The organism is Bacteroides faecis MAJ27 (genome assembly GCF_900106755.1).
Taxonomy (GTDB): domain Bacteria; phylum Bacteroidota; class Bacteroidia; order Bacteroidales; family Bacteroidaceae; genus Bacteroides; species Bacteroides faecis.
Window position 1 is genome coordinate 101,936 of the sequence record NZ_FNNN01000003.1, and the last position, 14,642, is coordinate 116,577.

10 protein-coding genes are annotated in these 14,642 nt (G+C 41.4%); 7 read left to right on the forward strand and 3 right to left on the reverse strand.

Annotated elements, in window-relative coordinates; translation table 11 throughout:
- Nucleotides 1-80: 80 nt before the first annotated feature.
- Genes BLW31_RS03735 through BLW31_RS03755 form a run of 5 tightly spaced genes read left to right on the forward strand, consistent with a single transcriptional unit; the run spans nucleotide 81 to nucleotide 8,200 of the window.
- Nucleotides 81-689, forward strand: a complete 609-nt coding sequence (locus tag BLW31_RS03735) for an RNA polymerase sigma-70 factor (protein WP_010537885.1) — start codon at nucleotides 81-83, stop codon at nucleotides 687-689.
- Nucleotides 690-708: 19 nt separating this feature from the next.
- Nucleotides 709-3,882, forward strand: coding sequence for a UvrD-helicase domain-containing protein (locus BLW31_RS03740; RefSeq protein WP_010537884.1), 3,174 nt, complete (start codon nucleotides 709-711; stop codon nucleotides 3,880-3,882).
- Nucleotides 3,882-4,508: a radical SAM protein gene (locus BLW31_RS03745; RefSeq protein ID WP_010537883.1), complete on the forward strand. Its 627-nt coding sequence runs from the start codon at nucleotides 3,882-3,884 to the stop codon at nucleotides 4,506-4,508. The genes BLW31_RS03740 and BLW31_RS03745 overlap by 1 nt, the downstream gene beginning before the upstream one ends.
- Entirely contained in the window at nucleotides 4,505-5,302 is a 798-nt protein-coding gene (locus BLW31_RS03750) for an energy transducer TonB (protein ID WP_010537882.1), read from the forward strand. The genes BLW31_RS03745 and BLW31_RS03750 overlap by 4 nt, the downstream gene beginning before the upstream one ends.
- 33 nt (nucleotides 5,303-5,335) lie before the next feature.
- Nucleotides 5,336-8,200 (forward strand): PD-(D/E)XK nuclease family protein, encoded by a 2,865-nt coding sequence (locus BLW31_RS03755; RefSeq protein WP_010537881.1) that lies wholly within the window; start codon nucleotides 5,336-5,338, stop codon nucleotides 8,198-8,200.
- A gap of 902 nt (nucleotides 8,201-9,102) precedes the next feature.
- Here BLW31_RS03755 and BLW31_RS03760 read toward each other — a convergent pair.
- Both BLW31_RS03760 and BLW31_RS03765 read right to left on the reverse strand, forming a co-directional pair.
- Nucleotides 9,103-10,236, reverse strand: coding sequence for an ATP-binding response regulator (locus BLW31_RS03760; protein ID WP_010537880.1), 1,134 nt, complete (start codon nucleotides 10,234-10,236; stop codon nucleotides 9,103-9,105).
- A 22-nt stretch (nucleotides 10,237-10,258) separates the two neighbouring features.
- Nucleotides 10,259-11,188, reverse strand: coding sequence for a UDP-glucuronic acid decarboxylase family protein (locus tag BLW31_RS03765; protein ID WP_022301079.1), 930 nt, complete (start codon nucleotides 11,186-11,188; stop codon nucleotides 10,259-10,261).
- 204 nt (nucleotides 11,189-11,392) lie between these two features.
- Here BLW31_RS03765 and BLW31_RS03770 point away from each other — a divergent pair, with 204 nt between their 5' ends.
- Together BLW31_RS03770 and BLW31_RS03775 are read left to right on the forward strand one after the other, a co-directional pair.
- A complete protein-coding gene (locus BLW31_RS03770; protein ID WP_010537878.1) occupies nucleotides 11,393-12,352 on the forward strand; it encodes a hypothetical protein in 960 nt (319 codons plus the stop codon).
- A gap of 239 nt (nucleotides 12,353-12,591) precedes the next feature.
- The gene (locus tag BLW31_RS03775) at nucleotides 12,592-13,551 is read left to right on the forward strand and encodes a helix-turn-helix domain-containing protein (protein WP_010537877.1); all 960 of its coding nucleotides are present in this window, start codon (nucleotides 12,592-12,594) and stop codon (nucleotides 13,549-13,551) included.
- Nucleotides 13,552-13,657: 106 nt separating this feature from the next.
- On the opposite strand, the gene BLW31_RS03780 is transcribed toward BLW31_RS03775, so the two are convergent.
- The gene (locus BLW31_RS03780) at nucleotides 13,658-14,611 is read right to left on the reverse strand and encodes a FimB/Mfa2 family fimbrial subunit (protein ID WP_010537876.1); all 954 of its coding nucleotides are present in this window, start codon (nucleotides 14,609-14,611) and stop codon (nucleotides 13,658-13,660) included.
- Nucleotides 14,612-14,642: the final 31 nt, after the last annotated feature.

Consider the following 14,642-nt stretch of genomic DNA (forward strand, 5'->3'; position numbering starts at 1 on the left):
GAAAAAAATATTTTCTCCCGTTTTATTTCGTTTCTTTCATTGCTTTCATTATTTTTGCTCTGCATAAAAAATAATGAAGAATGCAACAACCTCCTATATACCTAGATATTAACAATAATAAATCTATCATCACCGCCTTAAAGGCAGGCGAAGAATATGTATTCGACGCCGTCTACAGGCACTATTTCAGTAGATTATGTGCTTTTTGTTCGCAATATGTCAGCGAACAAGAGGAGATTGAGGAGATTGTACAGGACACAATGATGTGGTTATGGGAAAACCGTTGTAGCCTTCTAGAAGAGCTGACATTGAAAACGCTTCTTTTTACTATCGTGAAAAACAAGGCCCTGAACCGTATTTCGCATTTTGAAATCAAGCGTAAGGTACATCAGGAAATTACAGAGAAATACGAGAAAGAATTCGATAATCCTGACTTTTATCTGGAAAATGAGTTATTCCGTCTTTATGAGAATGCCTTGAAGCAACTTCCCAAAGATTATCGTGAAGCATACGAAATGAATCGTAGTCACCGGTTGACTCATAAAGAAATTGCAGAGAAGTTGAACGTCTCTCCCCAAACAGTCAACTATCGTATCGGACAAGCATTAAAGCTGTTACGTATTGCCTTAAAAGACTATTTGCCTTTATTCATTCTTTATTTCGGGCCTAATATATTCAAACAATCATGAAACAATTCATACTAAAAGCATGAGCGAACTCCTAGTCTATAAAGCCTCGGCAGGTTCAGGCAAAACCTTTACCCTCGCCGTAGAATATATAAAATTGCTGATACTTAATCCACGCGCCTATCGGCAGATACTCGCCGTTACCTTTACCAATAAGGCGACAGCTGAAATGAAGGAACGTATCCTTAGCCAACTATACGGTATTCAGATCGGTGATAAAGATTCCGAAGCCTACTTGAACCGTATCAAAGAAGAAACAGGAAAAACAGAACTGGAAATACGGGAAGCGGCAGGAATTGCTCTCGGATTTATGCTGCATGATTACAGCCGTTTCCGCGTAGAGACCATTGACTCTTTCTTTCAGTCCGTCATGCGCAATCTGGCACGCGAACTGGAACTCAGTCCGAATTTAAACATCGAACTGAACAACGCAGAAGTACTCAGCGATGCAGTGGATAGCATGATTGAGAAATTAGGTCCTACCTCTCCTGTCCTCGCGTGGCTGTTGGACTACATTAATGAACGAATAGCCGATGACAAACGTTGGAATGTATCGGATGAAGTCAAAAACTTTGGACGTAACATCTTCGATGAAGGATATATAGAAAAAGGAGAAGGTCTTCGTCAACGCCTCCGTAATCCGGATACTATCAAAGAATACCGCAAGCAACTGAAAGCTCTTGAAACAGAGATACTGGAGCAGATGAAAGGATTCTACGAGCAGTTTGAAGGAGAGTTAGAAGGGCACGCCCTGACTGCCGATGAATTAAAAAACGGTTCACGGGGAATAGGCAGTTATTTCCGCAAATTGAATAATGGCATTCTAAGCAATGACATTCGTAACGCGACTGTTGAGAAATGTCTGGATGACGCCAAGAACTGGGCGACAAAAACCTCTCCCCGTTATACCGATATTATAGATCTGGCAAATTCCAGTTTGATACAGATACTGGAAGATGCAGAAAAACTACGTTCTAAAAACAATCTTTTATTAAACAGTTGCCGGCTTTCCCTGCAACATCTCAACAAAGTGCAGCTGCTCGCCAATATCGATGAGGAGGTACGCCAACTGAACCATGACAACAACCGATTCCTTCTGTCAGATACCAATGCCTTGTTACATCAACTGGTCAAGGATGGAGATTCTTCCTTCGTATTCGAGAAGATAGGAACCAACATCCGCAATGTCATGATTGACGAGTTTCAGGATACCAGCCGAATGCAATGGGGAAACTTCAAGCTACTGTTGCTTGAAGGTCTTTCACAAGGAGCAGACAGCCTGATAGTAGGAGATGTCAAACAGTCAATCTATCGCTGGCGAAACGGTGACTGGGGAATTCTTAATGGTCTGAATGACCGCATTGAGCACTTTCCTATTAAAGTAAAAACACTGGCTACCAACCGAAGAAGTGAAACCAATGTCATCCGATTCAACAATCATATATTTACTGCCGCTGTAGATTACCTGAACGGTGTCTACAAACAACAATTGGGCAAAGATTGCGATGACTTACAAAAGGCTTATGCCGATGTTGTACAAGAATCCCCCCGAAGTATGCAAAAGGGATATGTCAAAGCTACTTTTCTGGAACCGGACGAAACACACGACTACATCGAACAGACATTAATTAGTCTGGGGGAAGAAGTAGAACACTTACTCTCTTCCGGTATACGACTGAATGACATAGCGATCCTTGTACGAAAGAACAAAAGTATTCCCCGTATCGCAGACTATTTCGACAAAGAGTTACATTATAAAATCGTATCAGACGAAGCCTTTCGCCTCGATGCCTCTCTCGCCATCTGTATGATGATAGACGCATTGCGTTATCTGTCCGATGAAAACAATAAGATAGCCCGGGCCCAACTGGCAATAGCCTACCAAAATGAAGTTTTGCAGAAGAATATGGACTGGAATACGCTCCTGCTTCTTCCAATAGAGAACTATCTGCCATCCGTATTTCTCGAAAAGCAAAGAGAACTCCGTTTCATGCCTCTCTACGAATTACTGGAAGAACTATTCAGCATCTTCGAGATGGGGCACATCAAAGAACAAGATGCCTATCTGTTTGCCTTCTTCGATGCCGTGACGGATTATTTGCAAAGTAATTCCTCTGAGCTTGACAGTTTCATCCGCTACTGGGACGAGACACTATGCAGCAAAACTATTCCCAGCGGTGAAGTGGAAGGTATCCGGATCTTCTCCATCCACAAATCCAAAGGATTGGAATTTCATACAGTACTCCTCCCTTTCTGCGATTGGAAACTGGAAAATGAAACGAATAACCAACTGGTATGGTGTGCTCCTCAAGAGGCTCCGTTTAATGACATGGACATCCTTCCAATCAATTACTCGACACAAATGGCCGAGTCCATTTACGGGAACGATTATTTGCAGGAACGTCTTCAACTGTGGGTGGACAATCTCAACTTGCTTTATGTAGCCTTTACCCGTGCCGGAAAGAATCTTATCATATGGAGTAAAAAAGGTCAAAAAGGCACCATGTCCGAACTGTTAGCCAATACGCTGCCTGTAGTTGCCCTCAAAGAAGGTACTGATTGGGAAGAAGATTGTTATGAGCAAGGAGAACTATGTCCTTCGGAAGAAGAAAAAGCAAAAACTTCGACTAACAAACTAACTCAAAAACCTGAGAAATTACCCGTCCGCATGGAATCTATGCGTCATGATATTGAATTCCGGCAATCCAACCGTTCCGCTGATTTCATTCAGGGAATCGAAGAAGAAGAATCGGACGACCGTTTTATCAACCGGGGGCGTATGCTGCACACACTATTTTCCGCCATTGAAACGGCAGAAGACATTGATCCGGCTATCGAACGTCTGATTTTCGAAGGGGTCATCGGCAGCAACGAAAAAGCAGAAGAAATACGTGAAGTGGCTCACAAAGCTTTTTCTTCTCCGGAAATTCAAGACTGGTATTCAGGGGAATGGACCTTGTTTAACGAATGTGCTATCATTTACAAAGAAAAAGGGGCTTTACAGACCCGACGTCCTGACCGTGTAATGATGAAAGACGGACAAGTAGTGGTAGTTGACTTCAAATTCGGAAAAGAAAACCTCCAATACAATAAACAGGTTAAAGGGTACATGCAGTTACTCACTAAGATGGGATATAAAAATATCACAGGCTATCTGTGGTATGTGGATGAAGGACTAATTGTAAAAGTGAAATAATGAAGACGGCACCGCTCATAGGAATCAGTCGTCATCGGCTCACTACTGATGGTGAGGGAGTTACTACACTTGTGGCTTTCCATGGTTGTCCATTGCGTTGTAAGTATTGCCTCAATCCGCAATCTCTGCATTCGGAAGGCATATGGAAGCACTATGACTGCATGCAGCTTTATGAGGAAGTCAGACTGGATGAATTATACTTTCTCGCCACTCATGGAGGAATCACTTTCGGAGGTGGAGAACCTTGTTTGCAAAGTGATTTTATTTATGAATTCCGTCAGCTCTGTGGACAGGAATGGCAACTTTCCGTAGAATCATCACTCAATGTACCACAAGAGAATATAGAGAAACTATTACCTGTCATTGATTATTATATCATCGATATCAAGGACATCAATAATGATATATACCAGCAATACACCGGAAAAGAAAATGAAAAGGTACTGAATAATCTTCATTATTTAATTGAGCATGGAAAAAATGAGCAAATCATTGTTCGTACCCCCATCATTCCCGTGTATAATTCAGAGAGTGACGTAGACAACAGTATCCGTCTTCTAAAAGAAATGGGTATCACCCAGTTCGATCGGTTTACATATAAAACACTTAATACTTACCAGCCATGAAACGAGGAAAACAAACCTGCAAGATATTAAAGGATATCCGCAGACAAATAGCAGAAGCCAACGATATTGAGTTCATTACTTCCGAGTGTCAATATCAAGGAGATTGTCTGGGCACATGTCCCAAATGCGAAGCAGAAGTACGCTATTTAGAGCAACAACTGGAACGTAAACGGATGGCCGGGAAAGCTATAACTATATTAGGGATATCTGCCGGCTTGGTAGCAATGGCACCGATGACTTCCTGTAGTAGTTCCCCTAATAAAGGAAGTAATCAGGAAACTATCAGTGACTCCGCCAATACAAGTGTAATGTTTGGAGAAGTATGCCCGACTCCTATAGAGGATACTATACCTATGGTAGAGAGAGATACAGTAAACAAACAAGAATTACCTGAGCTACCCCAAGAACAGGGATTAATTGAGATCACTCCTATATCAGGCGATATAATAACAGTAAAAGACTCGCTTGCCGACGTATTGGAAGTGGCTGCTGTCATGCCCGAATTTCCCGGAGGAGCACAAGAACTGATGAAGTTTATCACTAAAAATATAAATTATCCGAAAGAAATAGCTCAAGGAGAATTGGGCGCTCAAGGTCGCGTCATCGTTCAATTTATCGTTGATAAAGAAGGAAATATTATTCAGCCTAAAGTGGTGCGTGGTGTAGATCCCTATTTAGACAAAGAAGCATTACGCATTGTCGGTCTTATGCCTAAATGGAAACCGGGAGAGCTGGATGACGGAACGAAAGTTGCCGTCCGATTCACAATTCCCGTAATGTTCAGGCTACAATAAACAAATATATAAGCTAGAAAATCTATAATTGATATGCAATCATTTCTCCAACTAGTCGCTCACGATTTATATGCCAAGATAGGAAACGACTTATCTCGTACAGTACTCGTATTCCCTAATAAACGTGCCAACTTATTCTTCAACGAATATTTGGCAGGAGAATCCGATCAACCCATCTGGTCACCTGCTGCAATGAGTATCAGCGACCTGTTCCGGAAGTTATCTGTGCAGAAAGCCGGTGATCCTATCCGACTGGTCTGCGAACTATATAAAGTATTCCGCGAAGAGACAGAAAGCCAGGAAACGCTGGACGATTTCTATTTTTGGGGCGAACTGCTGATCAGTGATTTCGACGACGTAGACAAAAATCTCGTTGATGCGGATAAACTTTTCAGCAATTTACAGGACCTGAAGAATCTGATGGACGATTACGAGTTTCTTGATAAAGAACAGGAAGAGGCGATCCGGCAGTTCTTCCAAAATTTCTCTATCGAACGCCGGACAGTGCTGAAAGAGAAATTCATCTCCCTTTGGGACAAACTAGGCACCATCTACCACCGTTACCGTGAAAACTTAGCGGAACTGGGAATAGCCTATGAAGGCATGCTCTACCGCAATGTAATCGAGCAACTGGATACCACCCAATTGAAATACGACAAATATATCTTTGTCGGCTTCAATGTACTCAATAAAGTAGAGACAAAATTCTTCCAACTATTACAAGATGCAGATAAAGCCATGTTCTATTGGGATTACGATATCTTCTACACCAAGCAGATTACCAAACACGAAGCCGGAGAATTCATCAACCGTAACCTGAAACTATTTCCGAATGAATTACCCGAAAGTTGTTTCGACACTTTGCGAAAACCGAAAAATATACGCTACATCTCCGCTTCTACTGAAAATGCACAAGCCCGCTTTCTTCCTGAATGGGCACATAACACTCTTTCCACTACCAACGAAGAGAAAGAGAACGCCGTTGTGCTCTGCAATGAAGCTCTGCTGCTTCCCGTACTCCATTCCATTCCACAAGAAGTGAAGAACGTCAACATCACGATGGGTTTCCCGCTGGCACAAACTCCGGTATACAGTTTTATCAATGCCGCTATGGAATTACAAACCAACGGCTACCGCAGCGATACCGGACGCTTCACCTACGAAACCGTATCTGCTATACTGAAGCACCCTTATACCCGGCAGCTATCCATCAATGCCGAACCTTTAGAACGGGAACTGACCAAGACCAACCGCTTCTACCCGCTCCCTTCGGAACTGAAGATGGATGACTTTCTGGCAAAGCTCTTTACTCCTCGAAACGGCATCAAAGAGTTATGCGATTATTTGACGGAATTAGTCAAAGAAATCTCCCTTCTCTATCGGGAAGAAAGCGAGTATAGCGATATCTTCAACCAACTATACCGGGAATCACTTTTCAAGAGCTATACTACTATCAATCGTCTCTATAGCCTGATAGAAAGCGGAGAACTGAACATACGTACCGACACGTTAAGACGCTTGATCAGCAAGGTTCTGACCGCTTCCAACATTCCTTTCCATGGAGAACCTGCCATTGGCATGCAAGTCATGGGAGTACTGGAAACCCGTAACCTTGATTTCCGCAATATAATCCTTCTTTCGCTCAACGAAGGGCAGCTACCGAAATCCGGAGGAGACTCTTCTTTTATCCCCTACAACCTTCGGAAAGCTTTCGGCATGACCACCATCGAACATAAGAATGCAGTCTACGCCTATTATTTCTACCGACTGATACAACGGGCGGAAAACATTACTTTGCTCTATAACACTTCTTCCAATGGACTGAATCGTGGAGAAGAATCCCGTTTCATGCTTCAACTACTGGTAGAAGGGCCTCACAAAATTGTCCGTGAGTATCTCGAAGCCGGACAATCTCCTCAAAGCACAACAGATATCAGTATAGAGAAAACTCCCGAAGTATTCGAACGACTACGCAGTGCCTATGATTGTTCAAGTCCTCAATCATATATACTTTCTCCTTCAGCCCTCAACGCCTATCTCGATTGCCGGCTGAAATTCTACTACCGTTATGTAGCCAAATTAAAAGCACCGGACGAAGTCAGTGCGGAAATCGACTCCGCATTGTTTGGAACGATCTTCCATCTCTCCGCCCAATTAGCTTACACAGACCTGACCGCTAATGGGAGAATGATACAAAAAGAAGATTTGGAACGCCTGCTACGCAACGAAGTCAAACTGCAAAACTATGTGGATCTGGCTTTCAAGCAAGAACTCTTTAAGGTTCCGGCAGAAGAAAAACCCGAATACAATGGTGTGCAGCTCATCAATTCCAAAGTGATTGTTTCCTATCTGAAACAACTACTGAGAAATGACCTGCAATACGCTCCCTTTGAAATGGTCGCTATGGAAAAGCCAGTTGCCGAGAAAATAACGATCCAAACCGGACAAGGTCCCATCACCCTTCGTCTAGGGGGAACTGTTGACCGCATAGATGCCAAAGACACTACTCTGCGTATCGTAGACTATAAAACCGGAGGAAGTCCCAAGACACCTGCCAACATTGAACAACTGTTTACTCCATCAGAAAGTCGTCCCAACTACATTTTCCAGACTTTTCTGTATGCTGCTATTATGAGCCGGCAGCAATCTCTGAAAGTAGCTCCTTCCCTTCTTTATATCCATCGGGCTGCTTCTGAAAGCTATTCGCCGGTCATTGAAATGGGAGAACCTCGCCAACCGAAAATCCCGGTCAGCAACTTTGCCTTTTTTGAGGATGAATTCCGCGAACATCTGCAAAGACTATTAGAAGAAATATTCGATAAGAATGAGCCTTTCACACAGACAGAAGATACTAAAAAATGTGCTTATTGTGATTTCAAGGCAATCTGTAAAAGATAAAGCCATTCAGCATTCAGCCTTTTCAGTATCTCTCGCAAATGCCCTGACAGAAGGGGATAGCGGCTGAAGACACTATATTATAACCTGTCTCTGATAGGCTCTGAGAAGGGGGGGGCGGTTTCAGCCCTTTCAGTCGGGAAGACTCAAAGTTCAGAGGCTAATAATTTCTGACTCAATAGAGCCTGTGTTTACCTCAAACAGAGGCTCTGTTTGTTCCCAATAGAACCTCTGTTTGAGGTAAACAGACCCTCTTTTTTTTCTGAACTATAGGTCGGCTTATTCATTTAAAATAAGTCGGCATACCATCTTACTTTTACCTCGGAGGCGAGTAGCCTTTATCTCGGGGCTGAGTGAAGTTCATCTCGGTGGTGAGTGAAATTCATCTCGGGGCTTACGAAATTCACCCCGTATGTTAAGTGACGATCACTTGCAGGCAGAGTAACCATAGGCTAAATAAACGATGAATTTATGTATGGTCAAGGCTGAAAGGGCTGAAACCACTCACCCCCTCCCAAAGCCTACTAGAGACAGGTTATAAAATAGAGTCTTCAGCCGCTATCCCCTTCTGTCAGGGCATTTGCGAGAGATACTGAAAAGGCTGAATGCGGTAAGTATCCCGATAATAGTATGAGTAAAACTAGTACATCTTTCATTCAAATGTAGCACATCTTTAACTCAAACGTTGTACATCTTTGACTCAAATATTGTACAAGAATCGGATAACTTAAGTACTTGTCACAAGCAAGTCTTGTGCTCATTAGGAAGTACTCCTATAGAGGGTTATAACAAAGACTGTCTGCCATTCCGGACCGACACCACTTCTATCAAGTAATGCCCGCTCTGAATGACAGGACAGTCTTTTGACTTATCTCGAATTTATATCAACTTTTATCGAACTTATATTAGCTTTCTAACAGCGGAATCGAGAAACTGAATGTAGAGCCTTCCTCTTTCTTCGAAGTAAACCAAAGTTCACCACCATTTTTAGTAACAAAATCTTTGCAGAGCAACAGTCCGAGTCCCGAACCTTCCTCATTATTAGTACCAAAGGTACTAAAATGCGTATCGGTATGCAGCAATTTCTTCTGATTTTCTTCATCAATACCACAACCGCTATCCTTCACGCTCACTACCGCCATATTATCTTCTTCTTTCAGCGATACCAAAACTTCCGATCCTTCATTGCTGAACTTGATGGCATTACTTATCAGATTGCGAATCACCGTTTTAATCATATCAATATCTGCACGTACTTCCACACGTTCATCAGGAATATCCATTGCTATACGGATATTCTTCAAACCAGCTACCATCGTAAAGATCTCGCTGACTCCTTCCACAACTTCTACCATATCGATATTCTGGTAAACAACCTTCAGCTTACCGATCTGGCTCTTCGTCCACTTCAATAAGTTATCGAGTAATGAGAATACATCCTCTGTTGTCTGATTGGCCATCGTCAACAGTTCATACATTTCAGGACCGATCGTTTCACTCGGCAAGTTCAGAATCAGCATATTGAGTACCATCTTGATAGAGCCCATAGGAGAACGCAGGTCATGCGCAATCACAGAGTAAAGTTTATCACGTCCCATGATAGTCCTGCGTAGCTCTTCTGTCTGTGCTATAATAATTCGTTTGGCTGCCACCAGCGAAATCTGATGCGTCACACGAATAATCAGTTCCTCCTTATTGAACGGCTTGGAAATAAAATCGTTGCCACCCACCTGAAATCCTTTTACGATATCCGCCGTGCTATTCAAAGCAGTAAGGAAGATAACAGGAATTTCGCTCATTTCTTCGTCCGCCTTCATTTGCCGGGCTACTTCGAAACCACTGATATCCGGCATCATCACATCCAATAATACAAGATCAGGCTTCTCTTTCTTTACCTGTTCCAAAGCCTGTGTACCATTACCTGCTGTTACAATATTGAACTTCTCATTAGTCAGAAGCACCTTCAGCAGAAGGACATTTGAAATTACATCGTCCACAATAAGTATCTTATATTCGGAAGGATTTATTTCCACATTCATATCATTCTATTTTTATGTTACATCAAACATTTTTAAAATACTCAATCATACGCTTCAATCCGTCTTCCAGTTCGACGGTAGGCTGCCATCCCAGTTTCTCTTTTGCCAGTTTAATATCCGGCTGGCGTTGTTTCGGATCATCCGTCGGCAGAGGCTTAAATACAATCTTCGAAGTAGAGCCCGTCATCCGGATTACTCTCTCCGCCAATTCAAGAACCGGAAATTCATTTGGATTTCCAAGGTTTACAGGACCTGTAAAATCATCCTCCGTATCCATCATCCGCACCATACCTTCTATCAGGTCATCAATATACTGGAAACTGCGTGTCTGTTTTCCATCACCATATATAGTGATGTCTTCATTATTTAGTGCCTGTATGATAAAGTTAGAAACCACACGTCCATCATTAGGTAGCATTCTCGGGCCATAAGTATTAAAGATACGAATAATCTTGATACGTGTCTGATTCTGACGATAGTAATCCATAAACAATGTTTCAGCACATCGTTTTCCTTCATCATAACATGACCGGTACCCCACCGGATTCACATTTCCCCAATAAAATTCCGGCTGGGGATGAACAATCGGATCACCATACACCTCGCTGGTAGAGGCTTGCAGTATTTTCGCATCCAGTCTCATTGCCAGTCCGAGCATATTGATAGCACCCATCACAGATGTTTTGGCTGTTTGAATCGGATCATGTTGATAATGGATAGGAGACGCCGGACAAGCCAGGTTGTATATTTCATCCACCTCGGCAGAATAAGGATAAGTAACGTCGTGTCTTACAACTTCAAAATGATGGTTCCCCATCAAATGCTTTATATTGTCCTTGGAACCTGTAAAGAAGTTATCCAGACATATCACGTCGTGCCCCTCATTTACAAGTCGAGTACAAAGATGAGAGCCTATAAATCCAGCCCCGCCACTTACCAATATTCTTTTCATTTTCTAATATTAACTATTGTTTTTCAGAGAACATAACTTCTCTGTTTTGTTTATAAAGGCAAATGTAAACGATTTGCTCATAATATACAATTTTAGAGATGGATATTTTTTAAGAAAAGCAAAAATAAAATAGTTTCAGTTTTCGAAACAACTTCCCTGCACCAAGTGTTATTAATACCAATAAACCACTAATTCAATAGGATTATGATAATGAATGAACTTAATACAAACCTGATAGAAGCGGCCAAAGAAAGATTCCCAGCAAAAGGACAGCTAGCGAATATATTGATGGATACCCTCTATATGGGCAAAGAAGCTATTTACCGGAGGCTGCGCGGCGAAGTCCCCTTTACATTTCAGGAAGCAGCCGTTATTTCAAAAGAACTGGGGATATCATTGGATAGAATTGCAGGAGTGAGCTTCAGCAATAATGCAATGTTCGATATCAATGTAGTAGATCATAACGAACCCTTTGAGACCTATTATGATTTCCTGAACAAACATGTCAAGTTATTCCACACATTACGGGAAGATACGAGTGCTGTATTAGGAACTGCTTCAAACGTGATTCCCCAAACGCTCTATCTGAAACATGAACTTCTGGCTAAGTTTCGTTTCTTCAAATGGATGTACCAAAATGAACATATCAATTGCAAACATTTTGAGGACCTGAAAATTCCCCAAAAGATTATCAATGCCCAACAAGACTTTGTGAAGTTATCACAGCATATTCATACGACCGATTATATTTGGGACAGTATGATTTTTCTTCATCTCATCAATGACATACAGTACTTCTCCGACATTCACCTTATTTCAGACGAAATGAAGCAAAACATTAAAGAGGAATTACTGAAACTTACGGATGAGTTGGAAAGCATCGCCATGAAAGGAAAAACAGACTTCGGCAATGATGTGCATATCTATGTGTCACAAATCAATTTTGAAGCAACTTACAGCTACCTGGAAACAAACCTGATGCAACTCAGTATGATACGAGTTTATTCCATCAACTCACTAACCACGCTGGATGCTCAAATGTTCCGAAGCTTGAAGGAATGGATTCAATCACTAAAAAAATTCTCTACACTGATTTCACAAAGTGGAGAAATGCAACGCATCCAGTTCTTCAAGCAAAAACGTGAAATTATTGATGCTCTTTAATTTTCGCTTAGTTTCGATTATCGAAACTAAGCGAAAATCTTAGTTCTAAATCATGAAAGTAGACAAGCCTCTTGCCTACTTTTTTCATTATACGACCTCCGCACTTAGCTATTCTATCAAATGAGAAAAAGCCATCACCTCTCAGAGCTGTTTTCCCACACAAAACTATCGTTTACATGACTTAATTTTGCATAGAATGTATCATACAGATTATTAACGTATATAAAAGAGAACAAACAATGAAAAATGGTATTGTAAACGAGTTGATTATTGCAATGAAAGAGCGTATCCCCAAAGGACAAAATCTTGCCAATTCTTTGGCAGACATTCTCTATATGGGAAAAGAAGCAGTTTATCGTAGACTTCGTGGCGAAGTGGCTTTTACTATTGACGAAGTAGCCCTGCTATCCAAAAAGCTTGGTATTTCCATTGATCAGATTATAGGTAACCATCTATCCAATAGAGTTACTTTTGACATGAATCTGCTCAATTCACCTAACACCTTGGACAGTTATTATGAGATTATTAATCGGTATCAGCAAATATTCGATTATGTGAAAGGAGACAACACAACGGAAGTCTATACAGCTTCCAATCTTCTCCCTTTCACTCTTTACTCTTCCTTTGAACACATGTCCAAGTTTCGTCTCTGTCGATGGATTTACCAGAACGGGCAAATGAAAACTCCCAATTCATTGGCAGAAATGCAAGTAGATCCGAAAATCGTAAAAGCGCATAAGAAGTTAAGTGAAAGTGTGAAGCAATGTCCGAAAACCTATTTTATTTGGGACAGCAACATATTCCTTTCATTCATCAAGGAAATCAAGTACTTTGCCAGTCTGAATCTGATCACAGAAGACGATGTAGCACACCTGAAAGAAGAGCTATACCAGTTGCTTGCAATCATGGAAACACTTTCTATCAAGGGAGAGTTCAGTGAAGGACATAAAGTATATTTCTATCTCTCTAATATTGATTTTGAAGCGACTTACACCTATATAGAGAAGAAAGACTATCAAGTCAGTTTACTTCGGGTGTACTCTATCAATTCTATGGATTCACAGAGCCCGCAAATCTGCCAGATCCAACGAAACTGGATTCAGTCACTAAAACGCCACTCTACTCTGATTTCGGAAAGTGGAGAGGCCCAACGTATTGAGTTTTTGCAAAAACAACTGGCAATCATCGATACTCTGTAAACAAAAACAGACCAGATCGTTATTGATCTGGTCTGTCTTCCCTTATTCAGGATGATTCATCCTGTCCCGCTAACAATAGTTCCCCACTATTCTCTTAAATATCTTATTATTGATTTTCTTCCTGAATGCGATGTACCCATCCATTCACAACAATCTGCACGGCCAACCATGACTCAGATAAGAAAAATATAATATGGTAGTTGCTTTGTCGATCCAAATATTCTTGTGTACTCAAATTCTTACCTTCCGCATTGGTCATAGCCAAATAATCAATCAGATTTATATCGAATACTTTCTTTCCCGAAGCCTTCTCTGTAAGCACCAAGCGAGTCTTACGATCCGCCATCAACCTCATTGTATTCATATCCACAAAAGCTGTAGCAGGATCTTTCTGCTCCATATAATAAGGACGGAAACTCAGCACATCATCATCCTGCAATGAATTGTCATGTCCCAGGTGTCCATTGGATTCTATAATCTCATAATCGTAATCATTCATATCCAGTGTCCAGGTACCGGTATAAGACTGGAAGCCAAATCTCACTATTTTAGTATCTCTGATCAGATTAATAGTCTCCGTTTGGTGTTCAGTTCCTGTGAAGTTGACACCAATGATTTCACCATACCAAAGCGTTTCCATCTTTTTATTGATAATGAGAGAGGCTTCACGCTTTAGCTTTAACTTCAAGTCAGTAATGGTAGAAACGCCGGGCGTCAATGGAGTAATGTCATATGAATCACGTGCACCGGCCCATGCCATAAACTGATATTGTCCGACGGGCAATTCTACTTCCATCAGATAATTACCGGTTGACAGTGCACTCCCTTCTTCCGCCTGCTTAAACATAAACTTCCCGTCTTTATCGAATATATAAAGCTCCACTTTATCAACCTGAGCATGGAACGCATCTGCAAATTCCATGTTATAGTCATACTTAAACTTCACAAGCAAGCGGCATTCCGGCAAGTCTTCATTAAAGCTGTCGCATGAAACTACTATCCCGGAACCCATCAGAAGAATTCCTAAGACAACGTAACATATAAGGCTTTTTAGATTCATATTTTCCTTTTTTCAATTATATATAGAGGAA

Coding starts and splice junctions, on each gene's coding strand:
- BLW31_RS03735 (WP_010537885.1), top strand. CDS start 81: ATGCAACAACCTCCTATATACCTAGATATTAACAATAATAAATCTATC.
- BLW31_RS03770 (WP_010537878.1), top strand. CDS start 11,393: ATGATAATGAATGAACTTAATACAAACCTGATAGAAGCGGCCAAAGAA.
- BLW31_RS03760 (WP_010537880.1), bottom strand. CDS start 10,236: ATGAATGTGGAAATAAATCCTTCCGAATATAAGATACTTATTGTGGAC.
- BLW31_RS03775 (WP_010537877.1), top strand. CDS start 12,592: ATGAAAAATGGTATTGTAAACGAGTTGATTATTGCAATGAAAGAGCGT.
- BLW31_RS03765 (WP_022301079.1), bottom strand. CDS start 11,188: ATGAAAAGAATATTGGTAAGTGGCGGGGCTGGATTTATAGGCTCTCAT.
- BLW31_RS03745 (WP_010537883.1), top strand. CDS start 3,882: ATGAAGACGGCACCGCTCATAGGAATCAGTCGTCATCGGCTCACTACT.
- BLW31_RS03780 (WP_010537876.1), bottom strand. CDS start 14,611: ATGAATCTAAAAAGCCTTATATGTTACGTTGTCTTAGGAATTCTTCTG.
- BLW31_RS03750 (WP_010537882.1), top strand. CDS start 4,505: ATGAAACGAGGAAAACAAACCTGCAAGATATTAAAGGATATCCGCAGA.
- BLW31_RS03755 (WP_010537881.1), top strand. CDS start 5,336: ATGCAATCATTTCTCCAACTAGTCGCTCACGATTTATATGCCAAGATA.
- BLW31_RS03740 (WP_010537884.1), top strand. CDS start 709: ATGAGCGAACTCCTAGTCTATAAAGCCTCGGCAGGTTCAGGCAAAACC.